Genomic DNA, 17,734 nt, shown 5'->3' with positions numbered 1-17,734 from the left:
CGTCGCAATCCACACCGAACCGGAAGGCCCTCACCTGTTCAAGATCCCTCAGCCGAGACCTGCCTCACGCATCCACAACCTCCCGGGACAGAACAGCTAGGGCCTGTCCGGCGGATCAAGTCGCAGGAGAGCAGCGGCGCCTGATCGACGCAGGTGAGCGGGGAATGGTGCGTGCAGCCGCAAGGCGGAGGAGGGCGTCGACGCGGACGTCGGCAACCGACGACAACGCCGGTGGGGGCACCTCCCGCTCGAGCGAAGCCGAGAGTGGGGGAGGCCGTGCCATTCCCCGCGTCTGCGGCATGATCCGCCGGACAGGCCCCAGGGTCCCCTGGAGAAGCGAGGGGCGCCCCCTCCGCACCGGGGGCGCCCTGCTTCTTTGCTGTCGGCTTTCGGTTTTTCAGTGGCGCGGGGTCACTTGGCCCGATCGAAGTCCACCGCGCTGTAGGCGCGCAGCTTGCTCAGCCGGTGCTCGGAGTCGATCCGCCGCACCGTCCCGGACTTCGACCGCATCACGATCGAGTCCGTGGTCGCGGTCTCCGACCGGTACCGAACCCCGCGCAGCAGCTCCCCGTCGGTGATCCCGGTGGCGACGAAGAACACGTTCTCCCCGGTCACCAGGTCCTCGGTGGTCAGCACGCGGTCGAGGTCGTGCCCGGCGTCGATCGCCCGCGCACGCTCCTCGTCGTCCTTGGGCCACAGCTTGCCCTGGATGACACCGCCCAGGCACTTGACGGCGCAGGCCGAGATGATGCCCTCGGGGGTGCCGCCGATGCCGAGCAGCAGGTCGATGCCGGTGCCCTCGCGCAGGGCCAGGATCGAGCCGGCGACGTCACCGTCGGAGATCAGCTTGATGCGCGCGCCGGTCTCCCGGATCTCCTTGATGATGCCCTCGTGCCGCGGCCGGTCCAGGATGACGACGGTGACGTCCTCCGGGGTGGCCCGCTTGGCCTTGGCGACCCGGCGGATGTTGACCTCGACGGGCGCGTTGATGTCGACGAACTCGGCGGCCTCCGGGCCGGTGACGAGCTTGTCCATGTAGAACACGGCGGACGGGTCGAACATCGCGCCGCGCTCGGTGGCCGCGAGGACGGCGATCGCGTTCGGCATGCCCTTCGCCGTCAGCGTGGTGCCGTCGATCGGGTCGACCGCGATGTCGACCTCGGGCCCGGTCCCGTCACCGACGCGCTCGCCGTTGAAGAGCATCGGGGCCTCGTCCTTCTCGCCCTCGCCGATGACGACCACGCCGTTCATCGACACGGTGGAGACGAGGGTCCGCATGGCGCGCACCGCGGCGCCGTCGGCACCGTTCTTGTCGCCGCGTCCCACCCAGCGGCCCGCGGCCATGGCGGCGGCTTCGGTCACCCGGACGAGCTCCAGGGCGAGGTTGCGGTCGGGGGCCTCGGAGGGGACGTCCAGTTCGGACGGCAAGTGATGATGCTCGGTCATCGGAGCGCACCTTTCTGACTGATACGACGACGGCCGGATGAGGGTTCGATCCTCGACTCTATCGTCAGTCCGACAAAATGAGCAGGGGACCCCACGGATGAGCGCGCCGGGCACCTGCGACGATAGAGGGCGTGGCAGGTTCGAACGGCAAGCAGAAGACGGCCCGGGACATGATCCTTTCCCTGGGGCTGATCATGATCGCGGCGTGGGTCATATACCTCTTCATTCCCCACGACGACCGTGCTCCCGACGTCAAGCGGGTCGACTACCGCGTCGAACTCCTCACGGCGCGTCGCGCGGCGTCGTACCCGGTGGCCGCGCCCGAGGGCCTGCCCGACACCTGGAAGGCGACCTCGGTGCGCTTCCAGGGTGCCGACTTCGACGCCTGGCACCTCGGTTTCCACGCCCCCGACGGGGAGTACGTGACGATCGAGCAGTCCACTCAGAAGCGCGCGCAGTTCATCGACGAGGCCAGCCAGGGCTCGACCGCGACCAAGGTCACCGAGCAGATCGGCGGCCGCGCCTGGACCCGCTACACCGGCGGCCGCTACGACGCGCTCGTCCTGCAGGACGCCAGTGGCTCGACCACGGTCGTCGCGGGCACGGGGTCCTTCGAGCAGCTGTCGACGATGGCCGCGGCGCTGAAGCTGGCGTGAGCGCCCCTGACGCACGAAGAGGCCCCCGGCGCGCGGGGGCGCCGGGGGCCTCTTCGTATGTCGCTGGACCTTGTGTCACTGGTCTCAGACGGTGGTGACGACCTCGTCGTACGCCAGGCGCGGGGAACGCGGGAACCAGGCGTCCTCGCCCGGCTTGCCGATGTTGACGACGACCAGCGGGGTGTGGTCGTCGTCCAGGAACTCCTTCTGGACGCCCGCGAAGTCCAGGCCGGTCATCGGGCCGGCGGCGAGACCGGCGGCGCGGACGCCGATGATGAAGTAGGCGGCCTGCAGCGCGGCGTTCAGCGAGGCGGCGCCCTCACGGGCCGGGCGCTCGCTGAAGAAGAGGTCCTTGGCCTGCGGGAAGTGCGGGAGCAGGGCCGGCAGCTCCTCGTGGAACTCGTTGTCCGCGGAGAGGATCGCGACCAGCGGGGCGGCGGCGGTCTTGGGCTGGTTGCCCTCGGCCATGTGCTTCACCAGGCGCTCGCGGGCCTCGGCGGAGCGGACCAGGGTGATGCGCAGCGGGCTCTGGTTGAACGCCGTCGGGCCGTACTTGACGAGGTCGTAGATCGCCTGGACCTGCTCGTCGGTCACCGGCTCGTCGGTGAAGGTGTTCGCGGTGCGGGCCTCGCGGAACAGCAGGTCCTGGGCGGCGGCGTCAAGAACGAGAGACATGCGTGAACTTCCTTGGGGAGGCGTCCGGATCCGGTCCGGATCCAGTACCGGACCGTGGTCCGGATCGGCTGACGACACCGACGGTACGGCAGGGATGTTCAAGGTTCAACAAAAGGCGGGCCGAGGTGATCTGCTTCACATCCACCGCCCCGTAGGCCAGCCGGCCCGTACGTCAGCCGGCCCGTACGTCAGCTGGCCCGTACGTCAGCCGGCCCGTACGTCAGCCGGTCAGCGGGACCGGTCGAGGCCGGGTCACTTCTCGTCCGAGGACTCCTCCTCCTCGGCCAGCGCCGCGTCGAGCCGCGCCCGCGCACCCTCCAGCCAGCGCCGGCACACCTTGGCCAGCTCCTCGCCGCGCTCCCAGAGGGCGAGGGACTCCTCCAGCGTCGTACCCCCCGCCTCCAGACGCCGTACGACATCGATCAGCTCGTCGCGGGCCTGCTCGTACCCGAGCGCCTCGTCCGTCCTGCTCGTCATGCACCCATTCCCAGTCGTCGTTTCCCAGTCGTCGTTTCCCCGGCTGCCGCTGTCCGGCCGTCGGTTGCCGGCCTTCGGTTACTGGCCGTCGACCCGGCTCACGGTGAACTCGCCCTCGGCGACCCGCGCGCGCAGCACCTCGGCAGCCGCCACCTCGCCCGGATCCCGGACCACGTGCCCGTCCGCCTTCTGCAGCACCGCGTACCCCCGCCGCAGCGTCGCGGCCGGCGACAGGGCCACCACGCGCGCGTGGGTGTGCGTCAGCTCGGAGTCGGCGCGGTCCAGGAGGTGACCGAGCGTGCGCCGGGTGCGGTCCACGAGCGAGGCGACCTGGTCGGCCCGCTCGTCGACCATCCGGTGCGGATCCTGTATGACGGGCCGCGCGAGCGCCTGCGCCAACCCGCGCTCCTCCCGCTCCACCAACGCCTCCGCGCACCGCCGTGCCCGCCCGCGCAGCATCCGCACCCGCTCCAGCTCCTCGCCGACGTCGGGTACGACCTTCTTCGCGGCGTCGGTCGGCGTCGAGGCGCGCAGGTCGGCCACATGGTCGAGGAGCGGGTTGTCCGGCTCGTGCCCGATCGCCGAGACGACCGGCGTGCGGCAAGCCGCGACCGCCCGCACCAGCTGCTCGTCCGAGAAGGGCAGCAGGTCCTCGACGCTGCCACCCCCGCGCGCCACGATGATCACGTCCACGTCGTCGAGCGCGTCGAGCTCCTTGACGGCCTGGACGACCTGTGTCACCGCGTGCACACCCTGGACGGCGACATTGCGCACCTCGAAGCGGACGGCGGGCCAGCGGTGCCGTGCGTTCTCCAGCACGTCCCGCTCGGCGGCGGAGGCCCGCCCGCACACCAGCCCGACGAGCTGCGGCAGGAAGGGCAGCGGCTTCTTCCGCGCCGGGGCGAAGAGGCCCTCCGCGGCCAGCGACTTCTTCAACTGCTCCAGCCGCGCCAGCAGCTCCCCGACCCCCACCGGCCGTATCTCCACGGCGCGCAGCGACAACTGCCCCCGCGGCGCGTACCACTCCGGCTTCGCGTGGACGACGACCCGCGCGCCCTCGCCGACGACGCCCGCGACCGCGTCGAAGACCTGCCGGTAGCAGGTCACGCTCACGGAGATGTCGTGCGACGGATCCCGCAGCGTCAAGAACACGACGCCCGCACCCGGGCGCCGCGACAACTGGGTGATCTGCCCCTCGACCCACACCGCGCCGAGCCGCTCGATCCAGCTCCCGATGAGCCGCGACACCTCGCCGACGGGCAGCGGGGCGTCCGCGGACGTGTTCACAGCCATGCGCCCGAGAGTAACGGCCACGACTGACAACGCAGTGGACGCCAACCCTTCACCCCTCGGGGATCTTCGACCCCCTGGAGGCGGCCTTACGATGGGACGCATGACTGCTTCGCCTGGCCGCCGCCGTGTCCTGCTCGCCGCTCCCCGGGGCTACTGCGCGGGCGTCGACCGTGCCGTGATCGCCGTCGAGAAGGCCCTGGAGCAGTACGGGGCCCCGGTCTACGTCCGCCACGAGATCGTCCACAACAAGTACGTCGTGCAGACCCTGGAGAACAAGGGCGCCATCTTCGTCGAGCGGACCGAGGAGGTCCCGCCGGGCAACATCGTCATGTTCTCCGCGCACGGCGTCGCCCCCGTCGTCCACGAAGAGGCGGCGCGCGGGCGCCTCGCCACCATCGACGCGACCTGCCCGCTCGTCACCAAGGTCCACAAGGAAGCCGTCCGCTTCGCCAGTGAGGACTACGACATCCTCCTGATCGGGCACGAGGGCCACGAGGAGGTCATCGGCACCTCCGGCGAGGCCCCCGACCACATCCAGCTCGTCGACGGCCCCGAGGACGTCGCCAAGGTAGAGGTCCGCGACCCGTCGAAGATCGTGTGGCTCTCCCAGACCACCCTCTCCGTCGACGAGACCATGGAGACCGTCGACGCCCTGAAGGAGAAGTTCCCGCAGCTCGTCTCGCCGCCCAGCGACGACATCTGCTACGCCACGCAGAACCGTCAGCTCGCGGTGAAGCAGATGGGCGCGGAGGCCGAGCTGGTCATCGTGGTCGGCTCGCGCAACTCCTCCAACTCCAAGCGGCTCGTCGAGGTCGCCAAGCTCGCCGGCTCCCGCGAGGCCTACCTCGTGGACTTCGCGAGCGAGATCGACGAGGCCTGGCTGGACGGTGTGACGACGGTGGGCGTCACCTCCGGCGCCTCCGTCCCGGAGGTCCTCGTCGAGGAGGTCCTGGGCTGGCTCGCCGAGCGCGGGTACGGGGACGTCGAGCTCGTCAAGGCGGCCGAGGAGCACATCACGTTCTCGCTGCCCAAGGAGCTCCGCAGGGACCTGCGCGAGGAGGCGGCGGCGCTGGTCGCGGAGCGCGGCGGCAGCGGTGCCGAGGGCTCCTCGGGACCCGTGGCCGAGTGACCGTCAGTCGGTCGTCGTAACGTAGGGCCATGCAGATCTTCGGCGTGGACATCGGCGGATCCGGGATCAAGGGCGCCCCTGTGGACCTGGACATGGGCGACCTGGCTCAGGAGCGCCTGAAAGTGCTCACCCCGCATCCGGCGACGCCCGAGAGCGTGGCCGACGGGGTCAAGGAGGTCGTGGAGCACTTCGGCTGGACCGGCCCCGTCGGGCTGACCTTCCCCGGGGTGGTCACCGGCGGCTCCACGATCCGTACGGCGGCCAACGTCGACAAGAGCTGGATCGACACGGACGCGCGCGCGTTGTTCAGCGAGCGGCTGGGCGGGCTGCCGGTGACGGTGGTCAACGACGCGGACGCGGCGGGGGTCGCCGAAATCGCGTTCGGCGCGGGCCGTGAGCGCAGCGGCACGGTGATCCTGCTGACGTTCGGCACGGGTATCGGCAGTGCCCTCTTCGCCGACGGCGTCCTCGTCCCCAACACCGAGCTCGGCCACCTGGAGCTGCACGGGCACGACGCCGAGAAGCGCGCCTCCAGCAAGGCCAAGGAGGACGGCGAGCTGACCTGGGAGCACTGGGCCCGCCGCGTCACGAAGTACCTCGCCCACGTCGAGATGCTCTTCTCGCCCGAGCTGTTCATCATCGGCGGCGGCGTCAGCCGCAAGTCGGAGAAGTTCCTGCACCTCATCGAGGGCATCAAGGCGGAGATCGTCCCGGCGCAGCTGCAGAACAACGCGGGAATCGTCGGAGCGGCGATGCGGGCGGCGAAGGGCGACTGACTCCGCCCCGGAGGCGCTGGGGCCGAGCCCCGGACCCCCCGCGGCCGAGCCCCGGACCCCCGCGACCGGGCCGGAGGCCCCGCGACCGGGCCGGAGGCCCTGCGATCGGCCGGCTAGCGGCGGTTCGCGAGGTGGCGGCGGGCGGCCGCTCGGCGCAGTCCGCGGGTCAGGATGGTCAGGGCGGCCAGGAGAGTCCCGCCGTAGAGCCAGCCGACCTGGGTGGCGAGGGCCGTCACCAGCCCCATCAGCCGCTCCTCGGTCCCGTTCCCGCCCCCGGCCACGGGCAGGAGCCCCAGGGCGAAGGCGATCGGCGCGATCACGGGCGCGGACAGCAGGTCGGCCGCGCGCACCCAGAGGGCGGTCAGCAGACATACGGGCAGGAACAGCACGCCGTACACCGTCAGCGAGGCCCCGAAGAGCAGCTGGTCCAGGAACCCCGCCACCAACATCGACGCCCCGCCGAACAGCCCCGCGCCCAGCCCGGTGAGCCGGGGATTCGGCATCCGCCGCCCCGAGCCCCGTTCCCCGCAGCCGGCCAGCCCGGTCCGGCCGGTCCGGTTGGTTCGGTTGGTTTGTGCGGCTCGGGCGGTGCGTGTGGGGTCCGCCGTGGGGCGTGGGGCTCTGCGGCGTCCTTCCCGGCCCGCCTGGGGTGGAAGGGGCGGCGGCGGTTCGTGTCGCACGGCTCGGTTCGGGGGGCGTGTCCTGTGTTGCTCCACCGGACCAACTTAGGTCGGTTTATGTGCCGAATCAGGTGTCGGACACGCCGTGGGGCGGAGCTTGGCCACGCGTTCGACAGGCCCGTGGGGGCGGCCTCGCGCACGCCGTAAACTGGGGCATCGGCCGGCCCCCGGCCCGCCCCCGGCCCGCTCACTACGGGAACCGGCCCACTGGCCCTTCTGACTACGGGAAGTCGCAACGTGTCGCTCACGATCGGAATCGTCGGTCTGCCGAATGTCGGCAAGTCGACCCTGTTCAACGCCCTGACCAAGAACGACGTGCTGGCGGCCAACTACCCGTTCGCCACGATCGAGCCCAACGTGGGCGTCGTCGGCGTCCCCGACGCGCGCCTCACCAAGCTGGCCGAGATCTTCTCCTCGCAGCGGATCCTCCCGGCGACCGTCGACTTCGTCGACATCGCGGGCATCGTGAAGGGCGCCTCGGAGGGCGAGGGCCTCGGCAACAAATTCCTCGCGAACATCCGTGAGTCCGACGCGATCTGCCAGGTCATCCGCGCCTTCAAGGACGAGAACGTCGTCCATGTCGACGGCAAGGTCTCGCCCAAGGACGACATCGAGACGATCAACACCGAGCTGATCCTCGCGGACCTCCAGACGATCGAGAAGGTCCTGCCGCGCCTGCAGAAGGAGTCGCGGATCAAGAAGGACGTCGTGGCGAAGGTCGCGGCCGTCGAGGCGGCGAAGGAGATCCTGGAGAAGGGCGACACGCTCTTCTCACAGGGCATCGTCCAGGGCTCCGGCAACGAGGAGCTCCTGCACGACCTGCACCTGCTGACCACGAAGCCCTTCCTCTACGTCTTCAACGTCGACGAGGACGAGCTGACCGACGAGGCGTTCAAGGCCGAGCAGAGCGCCCTGGTCGCCCCCGCCGAGGCGATCTTCCTCAACGCCAAGCTGGAGGCGGACCTCGCCGAGCTGGACGAGGAGGACGCGATGGAGCTCCTGGAGTCCGTCGGCGCCGAGGAGCCCGGCCTCGCGACCCTCGCGCGCGTGGGCTTCAAGACCCTCGGCCTGCAGACGTACCTCACGGCCGGCCCCAAGGAATCCCGCGCCTGGACCATCAAGAAGGGCGCCACCGCCCCCGAGGCCGCCGGTGTCATCCACACCGACTTCCAGAAGGGCTTCATCAAGGCGGAGGTCATCTCCTTCGCCGACCTGGTCGAGACCGGCTCGGTCGCCGAGGCCCGCGCGAAGGGCAAGGCCCGCATGGAGGGCAAGGAGTACGTCATGCAGGACGGGGACGTCGTGGAGTTCCGCTTCAATGTCTAGTTGATCTGGCGAAGGCCGTCTGACGGCTCACGGGTCCGGCGCCAGGTCCAGGCTGCGCAGGGACCTCGACGCCGTGAGCCGTCACACTCGGCGATCCCGAAATGTCGATCAGAGCCCTTTTCCACGCCCGCCGTCAGGCGGTTGCGGTACTCAGCCAAGCGCGATGGCGGTCCACGACACCGGTGGCAGTTCGACGGTGAGCACGCCGTCGGCGAGTTTCGCGGTCGTGTTCGCCGTCGGGGTCACGCGGTTCTGCTCCGTGAGTGTGTTCTTCGCGTACACGTCGGAGTCGGCGAGCGTGACCGCCTCGACGACGCGCGACGAGCCGAGGCCACGCACGTCGATCGTGACCTGCGCGGCCTCCTCCAGGTCGCGGTTGACGAGGAAGACCGCGGCCCGGTCCTCGTCGACGGTCGCGACGGCGTCGATGACGGATGCCTCGCCGTGGCGCGCCGTCTCGTACACCGGCGCCTCGATCACGGGCCGGATCACTGCACCAGAGGCGAGCCGGCTGGTGATCGAGAAGGGGTAGAAGGTCGTCTGCCGCCAGGCCGGGCCGCCGGGCTCGGTCATGATCGGCGCGATCACGTTGACCAGTTGCGCGAGCGAGGCCGAGGTGACGCGGTCGCTGTGCTTGAGCAGCGTCATCAGCAGGTTGCCGACGACGACGGCGTCCGCCACCGAGTAGACGTCCTCCAGCTGCCGGGGGGCGTGCCGCCACTCGTCGTTGACCTCGTCGGACTCCGCGTGCTCCTTCTGGTACCAGACGTTCCACTCGTCGAACGAGATGTTGATCTTCTTGTTGGAGCGTTTCTTGTAGCCCACGTGGTCGGCGGTCGCGACGACGGTGTCGATGAAGTAGTCCATGTCGGTCGCCGAGGCGAGGAAGGAGCCGAGGTCGCCGTCGTGCTCCTGGTAGTAGGCGTGGCAGGAGACGTAGTCGACGTGGTCGTAGGTGTGCTCGAGCACCGTGCGCTCCCAGTCGCCGAAGGTCGGCATCCCGGAGTTGGAGGAGCCGCAGACCACGAGTTCGAGGTCCTTGTCGGCCATCTTCATCGCGCCGGCGGTACGGGCGGCGAGCTTGCCGTAGTCGTCGGCCGTCAGGAAGCCGGTCTGCCAGGGTCCGTCCATCTCGTTGCCGAGGCACCACATGCGCACGTCGTGCGGCTCCGGTGTGCCGTTGGCGACACGCAGGTCCGACAGCGCCGTACCGGAGGGGTGGTTGGCGTACTCGAGCAGGTCCAGGGCGGGCAGGATGCCCCGCGTGCCGAGGTTCAACGCGAGCATCATCTCGGAGTCGGTGAGCTTGAGCCAGCGGGCGAACTCGTCCAGGCCGACCTGGTTCGACTCCAGCGAATGCCAGGCGAGGTCGCGGCGCACCGGGCGCTTGTCGCGTGGGCCGACCGAGTCCTCCCAGCGGAAGCCGGAGACGAAGTTGCCGCCCGGGTAGCGGACGGTCCTGGTACCCAGCTCCCTGACCAGTTCGACGACGTCCATACGGAACCCGTCGTCGTTCGCGCTCGGGTGTTCCGGCTCGTAGAGCCCGGTGTACACGCAGCGGCCCAGGTGCTCGACGAACGAGCCGAAGGTGCGGCGTCGGACAGGAGCGATGACGGCCTGCTTGTCGAGAATGACGTGGGCGCGGGGCAATTCAGTGTTCCTTTGCAGTTCAGGACGGGGGTGTGGGGCAGGGGAGGCGCTACTTGACGGCGCCTGCGGTCAGGCCCTTGCGCCAGAACCGCTGCATGCTGATGAAGGCGACGAGCAGAGGGATCAGCGACAGGAACGCACCGGTGATCGGCAGCAGTATCGGCACTCCGCTGGCGTACTCCGCGCGCCACTGCACCAGGCCCACCGTGACGGGCTGCAGTGAGGGGGTGTTGAGCATGAGCGAGGGCAGCAGGTAGTTGTTCCAGATGGCGACGAACTGGAACAGGAAGACGGTCACCAGTGCCGGGGACATCAGCGGCAGGGCGATCCGGAAGAAGGTGCGCTGTTCGCCTGCTCCGTCGAGCCGTGCGGCCTCAAGCAGTTCGTCCGGGACGGACGACGCGGCGAAGATCCGGCACAGGTAGACGCCGAACGGGCTGACACAGCTCGGCAGCAGCACCGACCAGTAGGAGTTGGTGATGTCCAGCTTGGCCATGAGCAGGAACAACGGCAGGGCGAACATCGGCGCCGGGATGAGAACCGAGGCGAGGATGACGTTGAACACGCTTTCGCGGCCGCGGAAGGTGAACTTGGACAGCGCGTAGCCGGCCATCGCGGACAGCAGGGTGCCGACGGTGGCGCCGACGAGGCTGTACAGCGCGCTGTTGGCGAGCCAGGTGGGGAAGATGCCGTCCTCGAAGCTGAACACGTTCCTGATGTTGGTGACCAGGTCGAAGTGGGAGAACCACAGCGGCGTACCGGTGTAGAGGTAGCCCGATTCCTTGGTCGAGGAGACGAACAGCCACCACAGCGGGATCAGCGTGTACAGGGCCATCAGGCCCAGCACGCCGTTGACGACGGCCTTGCTCGCGATGTCGCTGCCGCGGCGGGGCGGTCGGGTCGGTCGGCCGGCCGGAATCACGCTCATGCCATCGCTCCCTTGCGCTGGTTGTACTTGAGGAATCCGAACGAGAGCACGAGGGTGATCAGCGCGAGCACGACGGACTCGGCGGCGGCCAGGTTCTGGCCGCCCACGTCCATGCCCAGGGTCGTGTTCATGATCGGGGAGAACTTCGGGTCGACGCCCGGGATGCGTGCGCTGACCAGCACCGCCGGCTCGGTGTACATCTGCGCCGTCCCGATGATGGAGAAGACCGTGGTCAGCACCAGCGCGGGACGCACCAGCGGGATCTTCACCGCCCACGCCAGACGCCATCCGGTGCAGCCGTCGAGCGCGGCGGCCTCCATCACCTCGGCGGGGATCGTCTGCAGCGCGGAGTAGATGATCAGCATGTTGTAGCCGGTCCAGCCCCACGTGAGCATGTTCCCGATCGAGGCCGGAACCCACGACGGCGACAGGAAGTCGGTGTGGATCCCGATGTGGGACAGCGGTCCGGTGAACGGCGAGAGGTCTTTCACCAGGAGGAAGGACCACATCACCGCGGCGATCGCACCCGGCAGCGCGTAGGGCAGGAAGAACGTGAGCCGGTAGGCCTTCCGCAGCCGGGCCGAGCGGGAGTCCAGCAGGAGCGCGAGCAGGAGGGCGAGGCCGAGCATGACCGGGACCTGGACGCAGCCCAGCAGCACGACCCGGACGATCGACGCGATGAAGTCGTGGTCGCTGAAGGCGTCGGCGTAGTTGGACAGTCCCGCGAACTCCGTGGTCCGCGCACCGCCGAACAGCCCCGCGCGATGGACGGTGAAGAAGCTCTGGTAGATCGCGTAACAGATCGGCGCGACCATCATGGTCAGGAAGAGCACCGCGAACGGCGCCAGGAAACCCGACGCGGTCAACGCGGTACGGCGGCCGGTGCGCCGAGCCCGGCCGGCGGGGGAGTCGCGGCGGGTGGCCGCGGGCGCCGGCCGCGGTGGTGACGCGGTCCGGGTGCTGCTGGGACTGCTCATGGAAACCTCGCTGGGCGGTTCGTCGTCAGGAAGCGGGTTCCCGCGGCGCCGGATACGGGCGGCCGCGGGAATCCTTCGGGGCGGCTGGAGTTCCGCTGCCTCAGCCGTTGGTCACCGACAGTCCGAGCTTCTTGATCGCGGCGACCGTCGAGGCCTGGACCTTGGTGACCGCGTCCGGCAGGGTGCCCTGACCGATGGCACCGGTGAAGTCCGACTCGACCTGCTGGAAGGTCGGGCCGTTGGTCCACGTGCTGGGCACCTGCGCGGCGGAGGCCTTGTACACGTCACCGACCTTCTGGCCGCCGAAGTACGGGTCGCCCCCCGTGAGTGCCGGGTCTTCCTGTCCGGCCTTCGACGCCGGGTACAGCCCGCCTTCGATGCCCGTCTTCACGGCCTGCGGGTCACTGGACAGGAAATCGGCGAACTGCACTGCTTCGCGGGGCGTCTTGCACCCGGTCATCACCGAGGTGGCCGAGCCGCCGCCGCTGGCGCTCTTGCCGTCGCCGGCCTCCCAGGTCGGCATCGGGGCGACGCTCCACTTGCCGGCCAGGTCCTTCAGGTCCGACTTCAGACCGCCGGCGGCCCAGGCCGGGCTGACGAACGTCAGCACCTTGCCGGCTTCGGAGGCCTTGTTGAACTGCGGGTCCCAGGCGCTGCCGGTCTTCGACACCAGACCCTTGTCCTTCAGGTCCTGCCAGTAGGAGGCGACCTTGCGGGTGCCGGGGTTGTCGATGCTGACGGTCCAGCTGTCTCCCTTGGCCGAGTACCAGGACTGGCCGGTCTGCAGGGTGAAGGACGCCAAACTGCCGCCGTCGCCGAGCATGGGGCCGATCTTCACACCGGGGTCGGCGGCGGTGACCTTCTCGGCGTCGGCCTTGTACTCGGCCCAGGTGGCCGGCGGCTTGCTGATGCCGTACTTGGCGAACAGGTCCTTGCGGTAGAAGAGGACCATCGGGCCGACGTCCACCGGAACCCCGTAGATCTTGCCGCCGACGCTGGAGGAGGAGACGGCCGACGGGACGTACTTGTCCATGCCGTCGCTCGCGTACTTCGTGATGTCCATGACCGAGTTCTTCACGAGCATCGACGGGATGGTCTGGTACTCGATCTGGGCCAGGCACGGGCCCTTGCCGGCGGTGATCGCGTTGTTGATCTGGGCGTAGCCGCCCTTGGGGCCCGACGGGATCTTCTTGAAGGTGACCTTGGCGTCCGGGTGGGCGGCGTTCCACTGGTCGACGATCTTCTCGTAGCCGGCCCAGCCCCAGAACTCCATCTTCACCGGCCCGGCCTGGCTCTTCTCCGAGTTGTCGGAGCTGCTCTCGGTGCTGCTGCACGCGCCGAGGCCGGCCACGAGGAGCGCCGCGGTGGTGATCGTCAGGAGTCTGCGGGTGCGTATGGTGGTGCTGTTCATGTGAGGAACCTTCTGTGACAGGGGCGGACTTGCTGGATGGCCGGTGGGCGGGCGGGCAAGGCCCGTCTACCGGCTGGTGCCGAACTCCACGCCGAACGCGGTGGTGACCGCGGCCAGGACGTGCGGCGCCGACGGGCCCGGGCCGCAGGCCGTGCTGCCCAGGCCGTGGTGGGCGTGGTCGAGGTGCAGATGGAGTCTGCCGTCGCGGACCAGGTCGTGCTGGTGGGCCGCGGCGGCAAGGGCTTCGGTGCTCCAGGGGCGAACGGTCAGGTCGATGACCGGGTCGCCGGTGATGAGCAGGGTGCCGTCCGGGGTCGTGATCCTGGCGCGGCGGACTTGGTGGCGGTTGCCGTTCTCCTGCGGGCGGACCTGAGGGATCTGCATCGCCGAGACGGTCGACAGGTGGCGGCCGACGCGGGCCGCGGCGCGGGAGTCGCGGTACGCCTCACCGGGGCCGGGACCGAACCACTCGACTTCGGCGTCGGTGCCGGGCAGCGACATCGCGACGCCCAGTCGGGGCAGCGGCACCGGCCATGGGCCGTCGGGGGTGACGACGGCTTCCAGCCGGAGCCGGGCCTGGCCCGCCGTATGCGGTGTGTCGCAGGCCGTCCACCGGTAGACCACGCCGAGCGCGGAGGAGGATCCGGCGGCGGCCAGCCGGGCGATGACCGTCAGTCCCGACGCGTCGGGCTCGACAACCAGGACATCGTGGCGCATCCGGTGCAGTCCGGCGGCGAGCCAAGCGCCGATCTGCTGCTCGCCGAAGGCGCTGAGCAGGTCGTTGTCGATCGGGGCCCGCCAGACGTCCAGCCTCGGACCGTCGAGCTCCAGGTCGCCGAGCCGTATCAGCACCCCCGTGCGGGCGTCGAACCGCGCGGGACCCAGTGCGATGTACCCGTCGTGGGCGATCGCCGGCGCCGGCGTGAAGGGGACGGGCGAGGCGGCCGGAGCCACGACCAGCCCCTGGGCCCAGGCGATCTCGTGACCGGCCCCGGCCCAGGTCTCGTCGGCGGCGAGCACCGCGGTCACGGTCAGCCACACCTCGTGGCCGGAGTCGTTCTTGCGCGCCGCATCGAGCGCGGCGGTGACGTCGGCGGGCCATGCGACGGTCGTCGTCGCGCCCGGAGCGGTCGCGGGCACGGTCAGGCCGCCGGAGCCCACCGGCTCGCCGCCGTCCTCGACGGTCCACCGGAAGTCCAGGTAGCCGCTGTCGCGGACGTGGTGCAGATTGTGCACGCCGATCTGCCTGGTCGCCGGGTCGATGTGGATCCGGACCGGTTCGATGACCTTCTTGTACTCGACCAGGCCCGGCGACGGCGTGCGGTCGGGGAAGAGCAGTCCGTCGGCGACGAAATTGCCGTCGTGGACCTCCTCGCCGAAGTCGCCGCCGTAGGCGTAGAACGTGTGGGGGTCCTCCTGCCCGGTGAGCCGGGCGATCCCGTGGTCGATCCACTCCCAGATGAATCCACCGGCCAGGCGCGGATGTGCCTCGATGACCTGCTGGTACTCGGACAGCCCGCCGGGGCCGGTGCCCATGGCGTGTCCGTACTCGCACAGGACGGCCGGCAGGGCGCGGCGGTGTGCGTCGTCGGCCGGATCCGCCGTCGGCGCCTCCTGGCCGCGTCCCACGGCGGCCAGCTCGTCCACACCGATGTACATGCGGGAGTACAGGTCGACGTACGCGCAGCTCGCGAAGTCGCCCTCGTAGTGGATCAGGCGGCTGTCGTCGCGCTGCCGGATCCACGCGGCCGCGGCGGCCAGGTTGGCTCCGGTGCCGGACTCGTTCCCCAGCGACCAGACGATGACGGAGGGGTGGTTCTTGTCGCGTTCCACCAGCCGCGCGGCCCGGTCCAGGTAGGCCTCGCGCCACGCGGGGTCGTCGCTGGGGTTGCGCCGCCAGCCGCCGGGTTCGAAGCCGTGCGTCTCGAGGTCGCCCTCGCAGAACACCCACAGGCCGTGCTTGTCGCACAGGTCCAGGAAACGGTGGTCGGGTGGGTAGTGGGCGGTGCGCACCGCGTTGATGTTGTGCTGCTTCATGAGCAGCACGTCGGCCACCATGGTGTCCTCGGTCAGGGTCCGTCCCGTCAGCGGATGCCATTCGTGGCGGTTGACGCCCCGCAGGGATATCGGCCTGCCGTTCACGGTCAGGACGCCGTCCGCGACGGCCACGGTGCGGAAGCCGATGCGCAGCGGTATCCGCTCCCCGGCTTCGGAGACCAGTTCCCCCGTGTACAGGCGCGGCTGCTCGTCCGACCAGGGCTCGATGCCGTCGATCACGTGCGGGCCGGCCGGATCGGCGGCGGATATGCCGAGCTCGGGCACCGACAGAAACACCCGGGTAGGGGCGGTGACGTCGACGGCCAGGGTGCCCTGCCCCGTCGTGTGGTCGTAGGCGGTGTGGACGAAGAAGTCCTCGACACCGCGGGCGGCCACGGACACCGACCGGAAGATCCCGGACAGCCACCACATGTCCTGGTCTTCCAGGTAGCTGCCGGACGACCACTGGTGCACGCGGACCGCGAGTACGTTCCGACCGGGCCGCAGACCGGCACGGACGTCGAACTCGGTGGTCAGCCGGCTGCCCTTGCCGTCGCCGAGCCGGATCCCGTTGAGCCACACCGCGAACGCGGAGTCGACGCCCTCGAACCGGAGCACCGCGGCCGATGCCGGGAACCCTTCCGGAACGTCGAACTCGCGGCGGTACTCGCCGGTCGGGTTCTGCCGGGGCACCCGCGGCGGGTCGACCGGGAACGGGTACAGGATGTTGGTGTAGGCCGGGGCGCCGTAGCGCGGCTCGCCGGGCAGGCCGGTCATCTGCCAGCAGGACGGCACGGCGAGCAGGTCCCAGGCGGTGTCGTCGAAGTCCGGCGCGGCGAAGTCCCCGGTGAGGTCGTCCAGCCCCGACGCCAGCCGGAATCTCCAGTCGCCGTCGAGCGCGATCGTGGGCAGGTCGGAAGCGAACGCGGCGCGCGGCCGCAGCCGTCCGGTGCCCGGCGACCGGTCTTCGACGTACGCGTTGGGGTCGAGGTCTCTCATCAGTGGAGGTGCTTTCTGTCGCAACTCGTAGCGGTGGCGGGAAGCCGGTCCGGCAGGACCGTCCCGGCCACTCACGGGGGTGACGTGCAGGTCGAGTGGTGCCCGGCGCTATTCGGTCGCCCGGGGCGGGGCGCTGCTGTCCCGGATGGTCAGGGTCGGGCGCAGTAGCGTTAAGACGTTGGTCGGCGGCCGGCCGGAGTCGACGGCGCGCAGCAGCAGCTCGACGGCCTGCTGGGCCATCTCCCGCTTCGGGACGGTGATCGTGGTCAGCGCTGGTTGGATCCGTCCGACCTGGGCGATGTCGTCGAAGCCGACGACGCTGACGTCACTGGGGACCCCCCGCCCGGACTCGACCACCGCCTCGATGGCCCCGAGGGCCAGGATGTCGTGGGTGGCGAAGATCGCCGTCAATTCCGGATCCGCCTCCAGTGCCGCACGGCCCATGTCGAACCCGCCGACGGCGTCGTCCCTGGTGCAGGCGAACACCTTGCTGTCGTCGATGGCCAGCCCGTCGTCGGTGAACGCCCGGCGCAACCCGGCCACGCGCGGTGAGTGCGCGGGGAGATCGGCGATCACCGCGACGTTCCGGTGGCCGAGATCCCTCAGGTAGCGCCCGGCCAGGAACCCGGCGTGCTCGTAGTCGATGGACACCACCGGCAGCGTGGTCGGCGGGTCCCCCTCCCAGGCGAACAGCGCGACCGGGAAGGCGGCCTCGACGAGCATCGGGATCTGCTGTGCGACGCCGTTGTCACAGGCGACCAGCAGTGCGTCCACCGAGCGCGCGGCGAGGTTCTCCAGGTGGGCCCGGGTGTAGTCGGGATCGTCGCGCGTCGTGGCGAGCAGCAGGTTGTATCCGTGGCCGACCAGGAGGTTCTCCACCTCCTCGACCACCTCCGAATAGAAGGGGTTGGCCACCGACGGCACGAACAGCCCCACGGTTGACGTGCTGCCGGTGCGCAGCGAGCGCGCCACCAGGTTCGGCTTGTAGCCGAGGTCGGCGATCGCCTTGTTCACCTTCACCAGGGTCTCCGGCCGTACCTTCTTGCCCGAGACCACGTTGGAGACGGTCTGCTTGGTGACTCCCGCCCTCGCGGCCACATCCGCCATTGTCACCACGTCGGCTCCCCGAAACTTTTATCGATCCACGAAAGTGGCGTCAGCGTAGGGCGAGTGTCGCAGCAGGGCAAGACCTCGCACCATGGCCGTGATTCAGCCGTTACACAGCACGGTGAGGGCGTCGTCAGCAGGCCATGACTGTTTCCGCAACTTGAGGT

Annotated in this window: 15 protein-coding genes; 4 read left to right on the top strand and 11 right to left on the bottom strand. The window is 69.8% G+C overall.

Annotated features, from left to right (window positions below; genetic code table 11):
• Positions 1–411: 411 nt before the first annotated feature.
• Complete coding sequence (gene glpX, locus ACIBTS_RS36770; RefSeq protein ID WP_079659991.1) at positions 412–1,446, bottom strand: class II fructose-bisphosphatase; 1,035 nt, start codon at positions 1,444–1,446, stop codon at positions 412–414.
• 131 nt (positions 1,447–1,577) lie between these two features.
• Here glpX and ACIBTS_RS36765 point away from each other — a divergent pair, with 131 nt between their 5' ends.
• On the top strand, positions 1,578–2,102 hold the full coding sequence (locus ACIBTS_RS36765; protein ID WP_399325026.1) for a DUF4245 domain-containing protein: 525 nt from the start codon (positions 1,578–1,580) through the stop codon (positions 2,100–2,102).
• Positions 2,103–2,186: 84 nt separating this feature from the next.
• Here the strand turns inward: ACIBTS_RS36765 and ACIBTS_RS36760 are convergent, their stop codons facing one another.
• The 3 genes from ACIBTS_RS36760 to xseA all read right to left on the bottom strand — a co-directional run bounded on the left by ACIBTS_RS36760 (position 2,187) and on the right by xseA (position 4,547).
• Positions 2,187–2,777, bottom strand: a complete 591-nt coding sequence (locus ACIBTS_RS36760) for a malonic semialdehyde reductase (RefSeq protein WP_399325025.1) — start codon at positions 2,775–2,777, stop codon at positions 2,187–2,189.
• A gap of 252 nt (positions 2,778–3,029) precedes the next feature.
• The gene (locus ACIBTS_RS36755; RefSeq protein WP_399325024.1) at positions 3,030–3,254 is read right to left on the bottom strand and encodes an exodeoxyribonuclease VII small subunit; all 225 of its coding nucleotides are present in this window, start codon (positions 3,252–3,254) and stop codon (positions 3,030–3,032) included.
• Between the two features lie 78 nt (positions 3,255–3,332).
• The gene (gene xseA, locus ACIBTS_RS36750; RefSeq protein WP_399325023.1) at positions 3,333–4,547 is read right to left on the bottom strand and encodes an exodeoxyribonuclease VII large subunit; all 1,215 of its coding nucleotides are present in this window, start codon (positions 4,545–4,547) and stop codon (positions 3,333–3,335) included.
• Between the two features lie 91 nt (positions 4,548–4,638).
• Between xseA and ACIBTS_RS36745 the strand changes: the two genes are divergently transcribed.
• On the top strand, positions 4,639–5,676 hold the full coding sequence (locus ACIBTS_RS36745; RefSeq protein ID WP_319671577.1) for a 4-hydroxy-3-methylbut-2-enyl diphosphate reductase: 1,038 nt from the start codon (positions 4,639–4,641) through the stop codon (positions 5,674–5,676).
• A 29-nt stretch (positions 5,677–5,705) separates the two neighbouring features.
• On the top strand, positions 5,706–6,452 hold the full coding sequence (gene ppgK, locus ACIBTS_RS36740) for a polyphosphate--glucose phosphotransferase (protein WP_399325022.1): 747 nt from the start codon (positions 5,706–5,708) through the stop codon (positions 6,450–6,452).
• 113 nt (positions 6,453–6,565) lie between these two features.
• Here the strand turns inward: ppgK and ACIBTS_RS36735 are convergent, their stop codons facing one another.
• Entirely contained in the window at positions 6,566–6,955 is a 390-nt protein-coding gene (locus ACIBTS_RS36735) for a DUF6542 domain-containing protein (protein ID WP_399325021.1), read from the bottom strand.
• 414 nt (positions 6,956–7,369) lie between these two features.
• Between ACIBTS_RS36735 and ychF the strand changes: the two genes are divergently transcribed.
• Positions 7,370–8,458, top strand: coding sequence for a redox-regulated ATPase YchF (gene ychF / locus ACIBTS_RS36730; protein WP_399325020.1), 1,089 nt, complete (start codon positions 7,370–7,372; stop codon positions 8,456–8,458).
• A 150-nt stretch (positions 8,459–8,608) separates the two neighbouring features.
• On the opposite strand, the gene ACIBTS_RS36725 is transcribed toward ychF, so the two are convergent.
• The 6 genes from ACIBTS_RS36725 to ACIBTS_RS36700 all read right to left on the bottom strand — a co-directional run bounded on the left by ACIBTS_RS36725 (position 8,609) and on the right by ACIBTS_RS36700 (position 17,567).
• On the bottom strand, positions 8,609–10,108 hold the full coding sequence (locus ACIBTS_RS36725; protein WP_399325019.1) for an alpha-N-arabinofuranosidase: 1,500 nt from the start codon (positions 10,106–10,108) through the stop codon (positions 8,609–8,611).
• Positions 10,109–10,157: 49 nt separating this feature from the next.
• Positions 10,158–11,036 carry a carbohydrate ABC transporter permease gene (locus ACIBTS_RS36720; protein WP_399325018.1) on the bottom strand — a complete coding sequence of 293 codons (879 nt, stop codon included), beginning with the start codon at positions 11,034–11,036 and terminating at the stop codon, positions 10,158–10,160.
• On the bottom strand, positions 11,033–12,013 hold the full coding sequence (locus tag ACIBTS_RS36715; RefSeq protein ID WP_399325017.1) for a carbohydrate ABC transporter permease: 981 nt from the start codon (positions 12,011–12,013) through the stop codon (positions 11,033–11,035). The genes ACIBTS_RS36720 and ACIBTS_RS36715 overlap by 4 nt, the downstream gene beginning before the upstream one ends.
• A 100-nt stretch (positions 12,014–12,113) precedes the next feature.
• The gene (locus ACIBTS_RS36710; protein ID WP_399325016.1) at positions 12,114–13,424 is read right to left on the bottom strand and encodes an ABC transporter substrate-binding protein; all 1,311 of its coding nucleotides are present in this window, start codon (positions 13,422–13,424) and stop codon (positions 12,114–12,116) included.
• Between the two features lie 66 nt (positions 13,425–13,490).
• Positions 13,491–16,460, bottom strand: coding sequence for a glycoside hydrolase family 2 TIM barrel-domain containing protein (locus ACIBTS_RS36705; protein WP_399325015.1), 2,970 nt, complete (start codon positions 16,458–16,460; stop codon positions 13,491–13,493).
• Positions 16,461–16,568: 108 nt separating this feature from the next.
• Positions 16,569–17,567: a LacI family DNA-binding transcriptional regulator gene (locus tag ACIBTS_RS36700; protein ID WP_399325029.1), complete on the bottom strand. Its 999-nt coding sequence runs from the start codon at positions 17,565–17,567 to the stop codon at positions 16,569–16,571.
• Positions 17,568–17,734 lie beyond the last annotated feature (167 nt).

Source organism: Streptomyces sp. NPDC050121 (genome assembly GCF_044460385.1).
Taxonomy (GTDB): domain Bacteria; phylum Actinomycetota; class Actinomycetes; order Streptomycetales; family Streptomycetaceae; genus Streptomyces; species Streptomyces soliscabiei.
Note: the sequence above shows the minus strand (reverse complement) of the source record. Positions and strands in the feature narration are given on the sequence as shown.